The organism is Stackebrandtia sp. (genome assembly GCF_035643755.1).
Lineage (GTDB): Bacteria > Actinomycetota > Actinomycetes > Mycobacteriales > Micromonosporaceae > Stackebrandtia.
Genome location: NZ_DASQPW010000149.1, coordinates 1 through 15,823, shown reverse-complemented (window position 1 = coordinate 15,823; position 15,823 = coordinate 1). Strand labels below are relative to the sequence as shown.

The window sequence follows — 15,823 nt, the reverse complement described above, 5'->3', positions numbered from 1 at the left end:
GACCGGTTGGGACATCACCGCGTCCAAGCTGTTGTGTTACGGGCGGGTGCCCGACGCCGACACCGCGGCCCTGGCCGTGCTGGCGGCGGCGCGCGGCGCCGGGGTGGTGTGCGTGTGCGACCCCGCCTCCACGGCGGGGCTGGCGCTCGGCGCCGACCTGGCGCGCATCGGCCCCGTCGGGGTCGACCCGTCCGACGGCACGGCCGCGGCCGCCTCGACGACGAAGCTGCCCATCACCGAGGAACAGGTCGCCCTGTTGGCCCGCCTGGCCGACGGCGAGACCATCGCCGCGGCGGCCGAGGCGGAGTTCCTGTCGCTGCGCACGGCCAACCGCCGCATCGCCGCGGCCCGCAAGGCGTTGGGCGTGGCCACCACCCGCGAGGCGGTCCTGGCGTACATCAAGCACCGCTAGGGCGTGCCGGGCCGCCGATGCGTGTGTGCGGTGGACAGTGGACGGACGGGGTCGATGCGGCGTGGTAGCACGGGTTCGTTGTCGCGCAAGGGGATCAGGGTCTCCACGCAGGCGTCCATGATGCGGTCGGTGGCCCGGCGCGCGGCGTGGGGGGTCGCGGCGTCCAGGTCGTCGAGGCTCACCGTGGTGCCGAAGTGGACCCGCGCGACGGGGCGGCGGAACAGTGCCGTCACCAGGGTGCCCACCATGAGGCCGGGGCGGTCCCAGGCCATCACCTCGTGGGCGCCCCACTGCGCGACCACGTGCACCGGTGCCTTGGACGCCAGGGAAAGCCGGGCCGCGCCGGTCTTGCCGCGCTGCGGCCACATGCCGGGGTCCAGGGTGATCCCGCCCTCGGGGTAGACCACCACGCACGAGCCCTCGTCCAGCGCCTCGATCGCCCGGTGCAGCGCCTCGGTGACGGTGTGGGTGCCGCGGTCGACCTGGATGTGTCCGCAGCCGCGCATCACCGAGCCGAAGACCGGCGTGCGAAACAGGCCCGCGGTGGCCAGGAAGCGCGGGTACAGGCCCCGGCGGGCGCACGCGGCGATCAGCACGAAGGGGTCGAAGGGGCCGATGTGGTTCGACACCAGAACCATCGCCGAATCGCGTACTTTGTCGGGTATGTCGCCGGTGACGCGCAGGCGGCAGAACATCGGAATGAGCACGCGGGACAGTCGCAACAGGAAGCGCCACAGCCACGGCGGCCGCCATCTTTGACGTCCTGTAGAATATTCGACGTTCCGTAGAAAATCGGAGGGAGGGGCGTTATCCATGGACGTCCTCGATTTGTCGCGCTGGCAGTTCGCCGCCACCACCATCTACCATTTCCTGTTCATTCCCATCAGCATCGGCATGGCCTTCCTGGTCGCCATCATGCAGACCGCCTGGGTGCGCAGCGGGTCCCCGCGGTGGCTGAAGCTCACCAAGTTCTTCGGCAAGCTGTTCATCATCAACTTCGCCATGGGCGTGGTGACCGGCATCGTGCAGGAATTCCAGTTCGGCATGAACTGGTCGGCGTATTCGTCCTTTGTGGGGGATGTCTTCGGTGCCCCGCTGGCCATCGAGGGGCTCGCCGCGTTCTTCCTCGAGTCCACCTTCCTGGGGCTGTGGATCTTCGGCTGGGAGAAGCTGCCCAGGAAGGCGCACCTGGCGTGCATCTGGATCGTGGCCTTCGGCACCGCCCTGTCGGCGTACTTCATTCTCGTGGCCAACTCCTTCATGCAATGGCCCACCGGATACACCCTCAACCACAAGTCCGGACGCGTCGAACTCACCGACCTCGGTGCCCTGCTGGGCAACAAGGTCGCCGCGATCACCGTCCCACACACCCTGGCCGCCTGCTTCCTGACCGCCGGGGCCCTGGTGCTGGCGGTGGCCATGTGGCACCTGATGCGTCGCCGCGACGATACCGAATCCGCGTCCGCGTGGCGGTCCGCGGCCAAGCTGGGCGCGATCACCACACTGATCGCCGGGGTCGCGCTGGCCGTCACCGGCGACATACAGGGCAAGATCATGACCGACACCCAACCCATGAAGATGGCCGCCGCCGAAGCCCTGTACCACACCGAATCCCCGGCGTCGTTCTCCATCGTCACCATCGGCAACCTCGACGGCACCGCCGAGATCTGGTCGCTGCGCATCCCCGGCCTGCTGTCCTTTTTGGGCACCGGTGACTTCAACGGCGTCGTCCACGGCATCAACGACATCAACCACGAGTACCAGTCCAGCTTCGGTCCCGGCGACTACCGGCCCAACATCCCGCTGGCCTACTGGTCGTTCCGCGGCATGATCGGCCTGGGCATGGCCGCCGCCGCCCTGGCCCTGCTGGCGCTGTGGACCCTGCGAAGAGGCCGAACACCCCGGCGCTGGCCGATGCTGGCCGCCATGATCGCCACCCCGCTGCTGCCGCTGGCGGCCAACACCGCCGGCTGGATCTTCACCGAGACCGGGCGCCAGCCCTGGATCGTGTTCAAGCTGCTGGACACCGCCCACGGCGTCTCGCCCGGCGTCGGCGTCGCCGAGGTCGCCACCTCGCTGATCGGCTTCACCCTGCTGTACGGCGTCCTGGCCGTCATCGAGGTCAAACTGCTGCTGCGCTACGCCAGGAAACCGTTGGCGTCCACCGACATCACCACGTCCGACTACTAGGGAGAGTGCGAAATGGAACTCGTCGACGTGTGGTTCACCCTGATAGCGGTGCTGTGGACCGGATACTTCGTGCTGGAGGGGTTCGACTTCGGCGTCGGCGCCCTGCTGGGCGTCCTGGGCCGCGACGAACCCACCCGCGCCGCCATGCTGGGCACCATCGGGCCGGTGTGGGACGGCAACGAGGTCTGGCTCATCGTCGCCGGCGGCGCCACCTTCGCCGCCTTCCCCGACTGGTACGCCACCCTGTTCTCCGGCTTCTACCTGCCGCTGTTCCTCATCCTGGTGGCACTGATCGTGCGCGCCATCGGCATCGAATACCGCGGCAAACGCGACGAGGCGCACTGGCGGCGCGGCTGGGACGCCGTCGTCGTGGTCGGCAGCATCCTCCCGGCGTTTGGGTGGGGCCTGGCCTTCGCCAACATCACCGCCGGCGTCCCCATCGACCGCCACGGCCACTACGCCGGGGGAGTGCTCGACCTGCTGGGCGGTTACGCGCTCGTCGGCGGGTCCACCACCCTGCTGCTGTTCGTCACCCACGGCGCGGTCTTCCTGAGCCTCAAGACCACCGGCGCGCTGCGCGCCGCGGCCCGCCGCGCCGCCGTCGGCTTCGGCATCGCCGCCATCGCGGCCGCCGCGGCGTTCCTGTCGTGGACCGCCGTCAAACACCACGACACCGTCTCCATCGGACTGTCGGTGCTGGCCGCCGTCGCCCTGATCGGCGGGGTGGTGGCCACCGCGCGGGGCCGCGAGGGCTGGGGCTTCGCCGGCACGGCGGTGGCGATCATCGCCGCGATGGCGGCGCTGTTCACCGCGCTGTACCCCGATGTGATGCCGTCCACCATCGATCCGTCCTACAGCCTGGATATCCACAATGCATCGTCGACGCCGTACACATTGAAGATCATGACCATTGTGGCGGCGATTTTCACGCCATTGGTTCTGCTGTATCAGGGATGGACGTATTGGGTATTCCGTAAGCGACTCACCGTGATACCGCCCACTCGATAAAGCCCGAGGGCATTGACGCGAAAGGACACTGGCGTCCCTGAAACGGGGGACTATAATCAATGGGCTAAATTGGCAGCTGTCCTGTTTATCGTTGTGAAGGCATGTGCATGTCCTGGCGAAGTCGCGTTTTCACCACCGTGTGTGTGGGCGCCGTCCTCATCGGCGGCAGCGCGGCAGCGACGATCTCCACGTCCGCCTACGCCGACGCCAACTGCAACGAATCGCTGCGGGTGGTGGCCGCGGGCGGCGCCTCCGGCGCGGCGCCCGAGCTCACCGGCTCGGCCTTCTCCATCGCGCAGGTGCACCCCAACATCCAGATGTCGGTGGACGTGCGGGTCACCAGGGACAACATCCCGATCCTGATGCATGACTCCTCGCTGCGGCGCACCACCAACGTCGAGCACGTGTTCCCCGACCGCGCCGACGACCCGGTCGAGTCGTTCACGTACGCGGAGCTGAAGCGGCTCGACGCCGGGGCCTGGTACGGCAAGAAGTACAAGAACCAGCCGATCCTGAAGCTGCACGACGTGTTGAACTACATCGGCAACAGCGTCGGCATCTCCATCACCCCGCAGGAATCGCTCACCGACGAGGGCTACCCCGACACCGAGCGCATGATGCAGGCCCTCAACAACGAGTTCGCCTCGGACAAGCAGTGGGACCAGCTGCTCAGCAGCCAACTGGTGGAGTTCTCCTCCGGCAACGCCGAGTCGCTGCGGCTGTTGGCGCGCAGCCAGCCCGACGCCCGCATCCAGTGGCTGACCAGCTCGATCCCCAGCGACGGCCTGCTCAGCGAGACCCACTCCTGGGCCAACAGCCTGGGCATCGGCGTGGACGACCTGACCGAGTCCGACGCCGCGCGGGTGCACGACGCGGGCCTGTCGCTGGCGCTGCACAACGTCAACAGCACCAAGGACCTGATCCGCGCGCTCAACCTGGGCGCCAGCACCATCTTCACCCAGACCCCGGCGCTGTTCGACAAGATCTGCAGCGACGAGAACCCCACCTAGGCGAGCCCCAAACCGCTTTGACAGGCGGGCGACCGTGCCCGAGGCTTGTGGCCCATGGACGACGTGAGGCTGACACCCGAGGTCCTGGCGTACTACCGGCAGGGCAAGGAACCCACCCGGCTGCGCGACAGCGCCCAGGGCAGGCTGGAGTTCCTGCGGATGCGGGACCTGTTGCGGCGACACCTTCCCGGCGGCAGGCTGTCGATTCTGGACGTCGGGGGCGGCGCCGGGGTACACGCGGCCTGGCTGGCCTCCGACGGCCACGACGTGCACCTGGTGGACCCGATGGCCGCGCACGTGGCGACCGCCTCCGCGCTCGACGGCGTCACCGCCGAGGTGGGAGACGCCCGCCGGCTGCGCTTCGACGACGACTCCTACGACGTCGTGCTGATGCTGGGGCCGCTGTATCACCTGCGCGACGCCGCCGACCGGGCCGCCGCGCTGGGCCACGCGCGGCGCATCGCCCGCGGCGCGGTGGCCGCGGCCACCATCAACCGCTTCGCCGGATGGCTGGACGCGGTGCAGCGCGACGTCATCGACCCCGAGCGGATGCGCGCGGTGCTGAATCCGCTGATCGACACGGGCCACCTGTCGCCCGCCCCCGACAACCCGTTCACCGGCTACTTTCACAAGCCCGAGGAGATCCGCGGCGAGTTCGCCGCGGCGGGGTTCGCCGACATCAGGCAGTTCGGCGTCCAGGGCGCGGTGTGGCTGGCGCCGGCGTTCGACTCCATGATGGATGACGACGTGAAGCGAGGGCTGCTGCTGGACGCCTTGCGGCGCACCGAGACCGAGCCGTCCCTGTGGGGCGCCTCCAACCACCTGCTCACGGTGGCGCGCCCGTGAATCCCGGTCCCGAGGCGGGCCCCGGGACCGGGCACGGCAGCCCCTACAGGCCGGAGACCTGTTTGATCCAGTCGCGGTTGGCCGCGATGGAGGTGTAGCCGCTCCAGTTCTGGTCGGCGGGTTGATAACCCACGGCGCACACTCCCATTTGGACGTACTCGCCGGTGGCGGCGCTCTTGACGAAGGCGGGTCCGCCCGAGTCGCCCCCGGCCACGCCGCCGTCGCCCTTGACGCAGATGACGTTGTTCCAGTCGCAACCCTCGGCGGTGGTGTTGCCGTTGGAGTACTTCAGGTGCTCGGGCAGCGGCCCGCTCCAGTCGGGGTTCTCCGAGCCCCAGCCGTAGATGGTCGACTCCTGGCCCTGCTGGATGTCGGCGGGCGACGCCAGCGGGGCGTAGGTGTTGTCGAACGGCTCCGACAGGTGCAAAAGCGCCATGTCGTTGAGCGGCCAGTTGTAGTCCGGGTGCGACACGACCTGGTCGACGGTGCGCATGGTGCCGCCGGAGGAGCGCTCCAGCGAGCCGATCCGCACGGTGAAGTCGCCGCCGCCTTCGACGCAGTGGTTGGCGGTGATGACCCATTCGGCGCCGATCTGGCTGGAGGTGCAGGTGAACGAGCCGCCGTTGTGCAGCGCCGAGATCCATGGCTTGTCGTCGGAGACCGAGCCGCCGCCGACGATCTTGGCGTGGGACTGGCCGGGGTCGCGCGCGGTGTCGTCGGCGAACGCCGGGATCGCCGTGGCCGCCGCGGGAATGGCCAGTGCCGCCAGGATCGCCACCGGAAGCAGTCTGCGCCACAGTGGTCGGGAGGACATGATTCTCCTTGGGGTGAAGGGGGTCAACTCGAAATATCCTTAATGGATAAACGAGCGGGCGACAGATGACCCGTCGCGAAGACCTTTCTCCCATAGACATCGACAGATGTCAACGTGTCGTTTTAGTTGACCTCGAGTCGACTCGAGGTTCTACGGTGGCGGCGGCCACGCGAAACCGGCCACCTAACGAAGGGATCAACCATGCGTTATCGCTACCTCGGCGGCACCGGCATCCAGGTGACGCCGCATTGCCTGGGCGCCATGATGTTCGGCGCCGTCGGCAACCCCGACCACGACGAATGCGTCCGGATCATCCACGCAGCGCTGGAGGCGGGCATCAACTTCGTCGACACCGCCGACATGTACTCCGCCGGCGAGTCCGAGGAGATCGTCGCCAAGGCGCTGAAGGGCCGCCGCGACGACGTGGTGCTGGCCACCAAGGGGCACTTCGCGCTCGCCGAGGGCCCCAACCGCAGCGGCAACGGCCGCCGCTGGATCACCCGGGCCGTCGACGACAGCCTGCGCCGCCTCGACACCGACTGGATCGACCTGTACCAGATCCACCGCCCCGACCCGAACACCGACATCGAGGAGACCCTCGGCGTGCTCACCGACCTGGTGCGCGCCGGCAAGATCCGCGCCTTCGGCTGCTCCACCTTCCCCGCCGAACAGATCGTGGAGTCCCACGCGGTCGCCGAGCGACGCGGCCTGATGCGCTTCCGCACCGAGCAGCCGCCGTACTCGATGCTGGCGCGCGGCATCGAGGCCGACGTCCTGCCCGTCGCGCGGCGCCACAACATGGGCGTGCTGACCTGGAGCCCGCTGGCCTTCGGCTTCCTGACCGGCAAGTACCGCAAGGGGCAGGACGTCGACACGTCCTCCGGACGCCCGGCCCTGCGCCCCGGATACTTCGACGCCTCGGTACCCGAGACAGCCGCGAAGTTCGACGCGGTGGAGCAGTTCGTCGAACTGGCGGAGGATCTCGGCGTCACGCTGCCGGAGCTGGCCGTGGCCTTCACCATCGCGCACCCCGACGTCACCTCGGTGATCCTGGGCCCGCGCACCATGCCGCAGCTGGAGTCGCTGCTGAGGTCCGCGACGCTCACATTGGACGACGCCGCCATGGACCGCATCGACGCGATCGTCCCGCCGGGCACCAACGTCTACGAACCCAACCAGTTCTTCCCGAACCCGGCGCTGGCCGAGACGAACAGGCTCCGCCGCCCCGTGGACGAGCGCGCCGCCGCGTAGGGCAATGTGTCACACCGATCCCTCCACAGTTTGATCTACCAGCCGATGGGCCCGCGGACCTAATCTCGAGTCACACCGATTCATTGATCACTGTGGAGGGATTTCCCATGTCCGTAGAAACCGCCCCGCCGCGCCGCCGCGCCCCGCTGGCCACCTGGGGGCTGACGCTCGCCGCCGCCCTGCTGCTGCCGCTGGTCCTGTGGCTGATCACCGACCCCGTGGCCGGCCACCACCTCGTGGCCGTCAGCGGCGGCCGCACCATGCGGGTCACGCCCCCGTGGGTGCTGGGCGGGGCCGGGCTGATGTGCGCGCTGGGGCTGGCGCTGGCCAGCCTGCTGCGCCGCTTCGGGCCCGGACGCAAGATCTGGCTGGTGGTGGCGCCGCTGGTGCTGCTGCTGTCGCTGTCCAGCCCGCTGGGCGGCACCACGGCCGCGACTATTGTCGTGCTCATGATCATGCACCTGTTGGTGGGCGGCGCCACGATCTACGGCGGCCTGGCCCTCATCGGCACCGGAGCCCAGCCCCGATGATCCTCGACTCCGAGGCGGCCCGGCCGTGCGCGAACCGACGGGGCATGGCGGCGCTGTCGCGCCCGATGCCCGCCTGGGGCGCGTACGGCCTGGGTCCGGTCGCCGTGTTGATCTGGACCCCGCTGCTGCTCATCGAGCCGGTGCTCGACGCCGCCGAACACCGCTTCGCCGCCGTCGTCTACCTGCTGTGCGCCGTCACGGCCGCGGCCTTCGCCACCGCCGCGTTCGCCGCCTACAGCCGCCGGCCGCGCGCCGCCCACACCGTGATCGCCGCCCTGGCCGTCCAGGCGGCGGCCACCCTGGCGGCCACCATCGCCTTCGGCCCCCACTGCTACACGCTGTTCGTGCTGTTCGCCCTGGCGCTGGGCTCGGTGGCCCCGCCGCGCTGGGCCCCGCTGTCGCTGATGGCCCTGGCCGTCGGCGCGAACGCGGTCATGATCGCCGGGGACGCCGGATGGAACCGGATCTGGGTCACCACGCTGACCCTGCTGCTGGCGGGATTCTCCACCTACGGCTATCACCGGCTGGTCAGCGCTATCGCCGAACTGGACGCCACCCGCGAGGACCTCGCGCTGAAGGCCGTCGACGCCGAGCGGCTGCGCTTCTCCCGCGACCTGCACGACCTGCTGGGGCACACGCTGTCGGTGATGGTGGTCAAGGCCGAGGCGATCCGTCGGCTGCTGCCGGGCGACACCGACGCCGCCATCACCCACGCCGGGGACATCGAGACCACCGGACGGCAGTCGCTGCTGGAGGTGCGCGAGGCGGTGGCCGGGTACCGCGAGACCGACGTCACCCGCGAGCTCGACCGGGCGCGCATCGCCCTGCACGCCGCGGGGGTCACGCTGCGCGTCGACCAGACCGGCGACCCGCTACCGTCCGATGTGGATACGTTGTTCGGGTGGGTGGTCCGCGAGGCCACCACCAACGTGATCCGCCACTCGCGGGCCACCGCCTGCGAGATCACGCTGTCCCGCGACGCCTCCAACGCCTACCTGACCGTGGCCGACAACGGCAGCGGCGGCGCGGCGTCCCCCGACCCCGGCAGGGGACTGGTGGGACTCAACGAACGCGCCGCCGAGCTCGGCGGCCTCGTCGAGGCCACGACCTCGCGGCGCGGCTTCACGCTCAGCGCCGAAACGCCACTGAGGAGCACCAGGTGATCAAGGTGATGCTCGCCGAAGACCAGGCGATGATGCGCGACGCCCTGGCGGTGTTGCTGGAACTCGAAACCGACCTCACCGTCGTCGCCCAGGTCGGCACCGGCACCGACGTGGTGTCCGAGGCGATCCTCGCGTGCCCCGACGTGGCGCTGCTGGACATCGAGATGCCCGGCATCAGCGGCATCGACGCCTGCCGCGCCCTGCGCCGCGAGCTGCCGTCCTGCCAGGTGATCATGGTGACCACCTTCGGCCGCCCCGGCTACCTGCGCCGCGCGCTGGAGGCGGGCGCCCACGGCTTCGTCGTCAAGGACGGGCCCGTCGAGGGCCTGGCCCGCGCCATCCGCGCGGTCCACGGCGGCGAGACCGTCGTCGACCCGAACCTCGCCGCCGGCGCCATCCGCGCGGGCGACAGCCCGCTCACCGAACGCGAACGCGACGTCCTCAACGCCGCCCGCGACGGCTCCACCGCCACCGACATCGCGACCCAGCTCCACCTGTCGGACAGCACGGTGCGCAACTACCTGTCCTCGGCGATCGGCAAGACGGGCACCCGCAACCGCATCGAGGCCGTCAACGCCGCCCGCGACAACGGGTGGCTCTAACACCCGGCGGACGACGTGCAGCAGGTACTGCCTGCGGTTCAGGGGATTGTGGTCGGTGCGCGGCCGATGGGGAGCGGGGCCGCGCACCGGCTGGTGGCGTTCGAAGACATGCTCCACGACGCCCTCGCCGCTGGTGAGGCCCGGCAGCCGTTGCTGGAGTTCGCGGACCGACGCCGCGCGGATCTCTCCGTCCACAAGGTAGCTGGAGCCGCGGCGGATCTGCGACAGCGGGACCGCGCCCATGCGGGTGAGCGCCAGCAGCACGCCCGTCAGCGAAGCGTCGGGAACCTCCAGATCGAAGCGGTGCCAGGGTTCCAGCACCTCGCAACCCGCTCGCCGCAGCGCGTCCATCAGCACCAGCGGGGTCAGGTCGCGAAAGTCCCCGGCGGTGGACGACATGCTCTTGTCGAAGGTCCCGTGCGCGTGACTCTGCCGCGCCCAGTATCCACTGTGGGTCATGGTGACGTCGATGTCGGTGACCCGCCAGCCGTACAGGCCCTCGGCCAGCGTGGCGTGTACGGCGTCCTCCACGGCGGTGAAGAACGCCGAGGGCATCGACCCCAGCTCCACGCCGAGTCGGAAGTTCACGCCGCCGCCCTCGACAGCGGGCGCGACCCGCAGGCCGACGGTGGCCAGGAACGGGTTGTCGCCGACCTTGATCACCTCCAGGGCCTCGCCCGTCCCCGCGGGGCGTTCGATGTGGATGGTGGTGGATTCGCGGAAGCTCACCTCGACACCGAAGTCGGACGCCAGGGTCGCCTGGATGACCTCCTTTTGCACCTCGCCGTACAGCGACACCATGGTCTGGCCGCTGGTGGCGTCGTGGCGCAGGTTGATCAGCGGGTCCTGCTCGGCCAGCTGGGTGAGCGCCTGGTGGGCCGCGCCGCGCCGGAGCGGGTCGACGGCTTCGACCACGGTTTCCCAGCTGGGGCGGGCGAAGAGCGTCGGTGTGGATTCCTTCGAGGCGTCCACAAGGGGGGATGTTGCGCCCACGATGACGTCGCCGATGCGGACGTCGGTCATGCCCCAGGCTTTGGCGATGCTGCCTGGGGCGGCGTCTTCGGGGATGGTGGTGGTGCCGTGGTCGAAGACGCGCACGGCGGTGATCTTGGTGTCGAAGGTTTCGGTGCCGCGTCGCACGGTGGGTCGGGTGCGGGGTCGCAGGGTGCCCGCGCGCATGCGGATGTAGGCGATCTTCTCGGAGGCGGGTCCGCGTTCGACTTTGAACACCAGGCCGTGGGGTTCGCCGTCGGGGTCGGCGGGCGTGGCGGGTAGGTGTCGGCGGATACCCGCGGCGAGTGTGTCGATGCCTGTGCCTGTTGCCGCCGAGCCGAAGTAGACGGGACACACCACACCTCCACGCACCTGACGCGACAATTCGTCCTGGCAGGTGTGCGCGTCGGGGAGGGTGTTGTCGATGAAGGCGGTCATGAACGCGCCGTTGTTGTCGGCCAAGGCTTCCACAGCCTCGGTGAGGTGTGCCTGGTCCCAGGATCGGGGCTGGGATATCGCGTCCCGTGTGCCGATGTTCCGCACTGTGGACATGGGCAGGGCCCGTATCCCCAGCGCGGCACGGATCTCGTCGACGAGTGCGGCCTCGCGGGCTCCCGTGCGGTCGATCTTGTTGACGAACACCACCGTGGGCACGCCCAGACGCTTGAGGGTGCGCATCAGTACGCGGGTTTGTGCTTGGACGCCCTCGACGGCCGATACGACCAGCACCGCGCCGTCCAATACGCCCAGCGCCCGTTCCACCTCGGCGATGAAATCACTGTGCCCAGGCGTATCGATCACATTGATAGTGGTGCCGTCGATCGTGAACGACACGACCGCGGACTTGATGGTGATGCCGCGCTTTTGTTCCAGCGCGAGGGAATCGGTTTGGGTGTCGCCGTCGTCGACCCTGCCGACGTGGTCGATGACGCCCGAACGGTGCAACAGCCGCTCGGTCAGGCTGGTCTTACCGGCGTCGACATGGGCGAGAATCCCCAGATTGATCGTGCTCACTAAACGTCATGTCCTCGAGGTAGGCGGTGATGACCTGGTGGTGGGACATGAAGGCAGCTCGCACGACCGCGCTCCTTGATCGAGGAATATTGACGCGGCCAGTACAGCAGCACCGCGCGAGCGCGTGCAATCGATTTATCGGAAGTTGCGCGTGGCGGTCTGCCCCGGCGGACGGACGGGGACGAGCTTGTCGGCGGTCACGGCGATGGAACCGTCCTTGTTCTCCAGCTTCCCGCGCACCATGAGCGCGCCGGCGCGGTGCGCGGGGCGGGGGTGGGCGAGGCGCAGGCCGGGCGGGCAGATGATGTTGGTGTGGCCGGTCTCGTCCTCGAGGTTCAGAAACAGCACGCCGTGGGCGGTCTCGGGGGCCTGGCGGTGGGTGACCAGGCCGCCGATCAGCACCCGCTCCCCGTTGCGGGCGCCCGCCAGCGCGGCGATCGGGACGGCCCCGTGGGCGTCGAGCTGGTGGCGGATGTGCTGGATCGGGTGGCGGGTGGCCGAGGCGCCCGTGGCCCAGACGTCGGCGGCGGTGAGCTCGGCGTCGCTCATGCCCGGCAACGGCGGCGCCCCGTCGGACACGGTGCCCGCGATGGTGCCCGCGGAGCCCGCGGCCGCGCCCGCCCTCCACAGCGCCCCCCGCCGAGACTGCCCGAGCCCCTCGAAGGCGCCCGCGGTGGCCAGGTTCTCCAGGACGCGCCCCGACACCTCGGCGCGTCTGGCCACATCGGACACCGACACGTACGGCGCGCCCCGCGCGATGCGCTCGGCGGTGTCGGCATCCATCCCCCGCACTCGATCCAGCCCGAGCCGCACCGACGGTCCGCGATGGCCCCACGTCTCGGGCGGCGCGTCGGCGTCGGCGGGTCGGCCCCGGCCGACCAGACCGGTGGTGGCGGCGCTGGCGTTGACGTCCACGCCGCTGATCTCGACGCCGTGGTGGCGGGCGTCGGCGATCAGCGAGTTGACGCCGTAGAACCCCATGGGCTGGGCGCGGATCAGCCCCGCCAGAAACGCCGCGGGGAAGTAGCGCTTCAGATAGGCCGAGGCGTAGGCCAGGTAGGCGAAGGACAGGGCGTGCGATTCGGGGAAGCCGTAGCCGCTGAAGGCCTCCATTCGGGACCATAGGTCGTCGGCGAGCTCCCCGGTGATCCCGTTCCTGGCCGCGCCCACGTAGAAGCGGTCCCTCAGGCGGGACATGCGTTCGACGGATCGCTTGGAGCTCATGGCCTGGCGCAGCTCGTCGGCCTCGACGGGGCTGAAGCTGGCGCACTTCATCGCCAGGGCCATCATCTGTTCCTGGAACAGCGGCACCCCCAGGGTGTGCTTCAGCGCGCTTTCCATGGCGGGGTGTGGATACCTGACGTCCTCCTCGCCGCGAAGGCGTCGCACGTAGGGGTGGACGGCGCCGCCCTGGATCGGCCCCGGGCGCACCAGCGCGATCTGGATGGCCAGCTGGCGCAGGTTGCTGGGCCGCAGCCGCGGCGCCAACTGGAGCTGGGCGCGCGACTCGACCTGGAACACCCCGATCGAGTCTCCCTTGTGGATCATCCGATAGACGATCGGGTCCTCGGGTTCGAGTGAGTCCAGATCGACGCCGGGGTCGTAGTGGGCGTCGGCCAGGTCGGAGCTTTGGTGCAGGGCGGTGAGCATCCCCAGTCCCAACAGGTCGAACTTCACCAGCCCCGCCGCGGCGCAGTCGTCCTTGTCCCACTGCACCACCGTGCGCTTGTCCATGCGGGCGTGCTCGACGGGAACCACGCTGGTGACGGCGCGGTCGCACAGCACCATCCCTCCCGAGTGGATGCCCAGATGGCGGGGCGCGTCGAGCAGCTGTTCGGCGTATTCGGCCACTTCGGACGGCAGCTCCTCGAGGGCGGGGCCCCCGCGACGCGGGGAGTCGGCGACCCAGCCGTCCACCTCGGCGGGGGAGTGGCCCAGGGCGACCGCGACGTCCCGCACCGCCGACCTCCTCCGATAGGTGATCACGTTGGCGACTTGGGCGGCCTGGGTGCGTTCGTACTTTTCGTAGACGTACTGGATGACCTCCTCGCGGCGCCGCGCCTCGATGTCCAGGTCGATGTCGGGCGGGCCGTCGCGTTCGGGGCTGAGGAACCGCTCGAACAGCAGGTCGAAGCCGATGGGATCGGCGCGGGTGATGCCCAGGCAGTAGCAGACCACCGAGTTGGCGGCCGATCCCCGGCCCTGCACCAGGATCCGCTGCTCCCTGCAGAACCGCACGATGTCGTGGACGATGAGAAAATACCCTGGGAATCCATTGTCGACAATGACGGACAGTTCGTGTTCCAGCTTCTCGTGGACGTGCCGTTGGATCGGGGAGCCGTACCTTTCCGCCGCCCCTTGGGCGGCCATCCGCCGCAGCACGGTCTCCTCGTCCTCGTCGGCGGTGCTGAAGGACGGCAGCTCCGGGGCGATGAGCTCCAGGTCGAAGGCCAGTTCCCGCGCCAGCCGCAGGCTGTGGTCCACCGCCCCGGGGAACGCGGCGAACCGCTGGCGCATCTCCTGCGGGGAACGCAGATGCGCCGTGGGGGACGGATCCAGCCAACCGTCCATCTCCTCCAGGGGCTTCGAGGCGCGGATCGCCGCGACCACCTGGGCCAGCCGGTGCTGGGACGGCCGGGCATAGTGGACGTTGTTGGTGGCCACCGTGGGCAGCCGCAGCCGTTCGGCGAGTGAGTACAGAACCCGATTGGCGTCGGCGTCGGCGCGTCGGCGGTCGGTGAGCTCCACGGCCACGCCCTCGGGGCCGAACAGGTCGACCAGCCGCCGCAGCTGCCGATCCGCGGCGGCGGGGCCCTCGGCGGCCAGGGCGTGGCGCACGCTTCCCTTGCGGCAGCCGGTGAGGACCACGGCGTGGTCGCGCAGCACGTCGGCGACGTGCTCCAGCCGGTAGACCGGGCGGCCCTTGGAGGCCCCGTCCAGCTGGGCCTGCCCGATCACGGCCGACAGCCGGGCGTAGCCCTCGGGGTCGCGGGCGAGGATCAGCAGATGCCGGGCCGGGGGGTCGGGCACGTCGGCGCGCTCGGCCGACATTTCCAGACCGAGCTCGGCGCCGTACACGGTGGACAGCCCGGTGCCGCGCGCGGCCTCGGCGAAGCGCACCACCCCGTACAGTCCATCGTGGTCGGTGATGGCCAGCCCCGACAGCCCCAGCCGCACCGCCTCGGCGACCAGCTCGGCGGGGGAGGAGGCGCCGTCCAGGAACGAGAAGTGCGAGTGGGCGTGCAGCTCGGCGTAGCCCTCGGGCGGCCGGGGCGGGGGAGGGGCGGCCGGGGCGGCGCGCTCCGGCTCCGGCGGCGCGGGTTCGTCCGGCCGGCCGACCATCCGCTCCCGCAGCTGCCGCCAGGTCAGGTGCTGGTTGGTGTTCCAGTGCCGCCTAGTCATAGACGGCCTCGATCCGCCAGGAACCGTTGTGGCGCACCAGCAGCAGCGTCCGCTCGTCGGCGAGCGTCACCTGGATGTTGGCGTGGCGGCGCCCCTCGGGCCGCCACCACGCGTGGTCCATGGTGTCCGACGCGGTCCACGCGGCGATGTCGATGCCCCGGTCGCCGCTCAGCAGCCGGGCGGGCTCGCCCGACAGCCCTCCCCGGCCGTCCACGGTGATCGGATCGCCCCGGTCGTCGCACAGCCGCACCTCCCGGTCGCTGCGCAGCCGGGGCGTCGGAGGGGGGAGCGCGCCGGGCCAGGGGCGCGAGGCCGCCGGTCGCGGGGTTCGCGGCCATCCCCAGGGCACGGGGCGGTATCGCCGCCGGTAGCCGCCGTTCCACACGGGGGTGACCACCTCGTCCTCGCCCCCCAGGAGCCCCTGGGCGTGGGCCAGGGCGCGGGCGGCGCGCTCGGCGGTCTGTCCGTCCATTCCCCACAGACCGGGCGGCATCTCGCCGTCGCGGCCCAGGCCGTCGGGGGACAGCCGGATCGCGGTGACCGCGCCGATCGGGCCGCTGGCCGTCAGCCAGCCGTCCAGTTGCCATC

12 protein-coding genes and 2 pseudogenes are annotated in these 15,823 nt (G+C 70.1%); 9 read left to right on the top strand and 5 right to left on the bottom strand.

Translation table 11 applies throughout. The annotated features are described in order from the left end of the window. The coding region (locus tag VE172_RS11460) for a LuxR family transcriptional regulator (RefSeq protein WP_324801418.1) at positions 1 to 412 on the top strand (412 nt) is incomplete at its 5' end. Here VE172_RS11460 and VE172_RS11455 read toward each other — a convergent pair. Continuing rightward, the gene (locus VE172_RS11455; protein WP_414715090.1) at positions 409 to 1,227 is read right to left on the bottom strand and encodes a lysophospholipid acyltransferase family protein; all 819 of its coding nucleotides are present in this window, start codon (positions 1,225 to 1,227) and stop codon (positions 409 to 411) included. The two genes, VE172_RS11460 and VE172_RS11455, sit on opposite strands and share 4 nt — an antisense overlap. Here VE172_RS11455 and VE172_RS11450 point away from each other — a divergent pair. The 4 genes from VE172_RS11450 to VE172_RS11435 all read left to right on the top strand — a co-directional run bounded on the left by VE172_RS11450 (position 1,226) and on the right by VE172_RS11435 (position 5,466). Beyond that, a complete protein-coding gene (locus VE172_RS11450) occupies positions 1,226 to 2,602 on the top strand; it encodes a cytochrome ubiquinol oxidase subunit I (protein WP_324801412.1) in 1,377 nt (458 codons plus the stop codon). The two genes, VE172_RS11455 and VE172_RS11450, sit on opposite strands and share 2 nt — an antisense overlap. Before the next feature lie 12 nt (positions 2,603 to 2,614). Next, positions 2,615 to 3,610: a cytochrome d ubiquinol oxidase subunit II gene (gene cydB / locus VE172_RS11445; RefSeq protein WP_324801410.1), complete on the top strand. Its 996-nt coding sequence runs from the start codon at positions 2,615 to 2,617 to the stop codon at positions 3,608 to 3,610. Between the two features lie 107 nt (positions 3,611 to 3,717). Then, on the top strand, positions 3,718 to 4,620 hold the full coding sequence (locus VE172_RS11440) for a glycerophosphodiester phosphodiesterase (RefSeq protein ID WP_324801406.1): 903 nt from the start codon (positions 3,718 to 3,720) through the stop codon (positions 4,618 to 4,620). Between the two features lie 54 nt (positions 4,621 to 4,674). Next, positions 4,675 to 5,466, top strand: coding sequence for a class I SAM-dependent methyltransferase (locus VE172_RS11435; RefSeq protein WP_324801404.1), 792 nt, complete (start codon positions 4,675 to 4,677; stop codon positions 5,464 to 5,466). Positions 5,467 to 5,509: 43 nt separating this feature from the next. Here VE172_RS11435 and VE172_RS11430 read toward each other — a convergent pair whose 3' ends face one another. Then, complete coding sequence (locus tag VE172_RS11430) at positions 5,510 to 6,280, bottom strand: S1 family peptidase (RefSeq protein WP_324801402.1); 771 nt, start codon at positions 6,278 to 6,280, stop codon at positions 5,510 to 5,512. A 201-nt stretch (positions 6,281 to 6,481) separates the two neighbouring features. Here VE172_RS11430 and VE172_RS11425 point away from each other — a divergent pair, with 201 nt between their 5' ends. The 4 genes from VE172_RS11425 to VE172_RS11410 all read left to right on the top strand — a co-directional run bounded on the left by VE172_RS11425 (position 6,482) and on the right by VE172_RS11410 (position 9,826). Beyond that, on the top strand, positions 6,482 to 7,531 hold the full coding sequence (locus VE172_RS11425) for an aldo/keto reductase (protein ID WP_324801400.1): 1,050 nt from the start codon (positions 6,482 to 6,484) through the stop codon (positions 7,529 to 7,531). Positions 7,532 to 7,638: 107 nt separating this feature from the next. After that, positions 7,639 to 8,061 (top strand): DUF6069 family protein, encoded by a 423-nt coding sequence (locus tag VE172_RS11420; RefSeq protein ID WP_324801397.1) that lies wholly within the window; start codon positions 7,639 to 7,641, stop codon positions 8,059 to 8,061. Further along, a complete protein-coding gene (locus VE172_RS11415; RefSeq protein WP_324801394.1) occupies positions 8,058 to 9,224 on the top strand; it encodes a sensor histidine kinase in 1,167 nt (388 codons plus the stop codon). Before VE172_RS11420 ends, VE172_RS11415 begins: the two co-directional genes overlap by 4 nt. A gap of 8 nt (positions 9,225 to 9,232) precedes the next feature. Beyond that, complete coding sequence (locus tag VE172_RS11410; RefSeq protein ID WP_324801421.1) at positions 9,233 to 9,826, top strand: response regulator transcription factor; 594 nt, start codon at positions 9,233 to 9,235, stop codon at positions 9,824 to 9,826. Here VE172_RS11410 and VE172_RS11405 read toward each other — a convergent pair. The 3 genes and pseudogenes from VE172_RS11405 to VE172_RS11395 form a co-directional block, all read right to left on the bottom strand. Then, a pseudogene (locus VE172_RS11405) lies at positions 9,827 to 11,833 on the bottom strand (GTP-binding protein); the annotation flags it as partial. It abuts the gene before it with no gap. 135 nt (positions 11,834 to 11,968) lie between these two features. Beyond that, positions 11,969 to 15,235 carry an error-prone DNA polymerase gene (locus VE172_RS11400; protein WP_324801393.1) on the bottom strand — a complete coding sequence of 1,089 codons (3,267 nt, stop codon included), beginning with the start codon at positions 15,233 to 15,235 and terminating at the stop codon, positions 11,969 to 11,971. Then, a pseudogene (locus VE172_RS11395) lies at positions 15,228 to 15,823 on the bottom strand (DNA polymerase Y family protein); the annotation flags it as partial. The pseudogene VE172_RS11395 and the gene VE172_RS11400, both read right to left, overlap by 8 nt.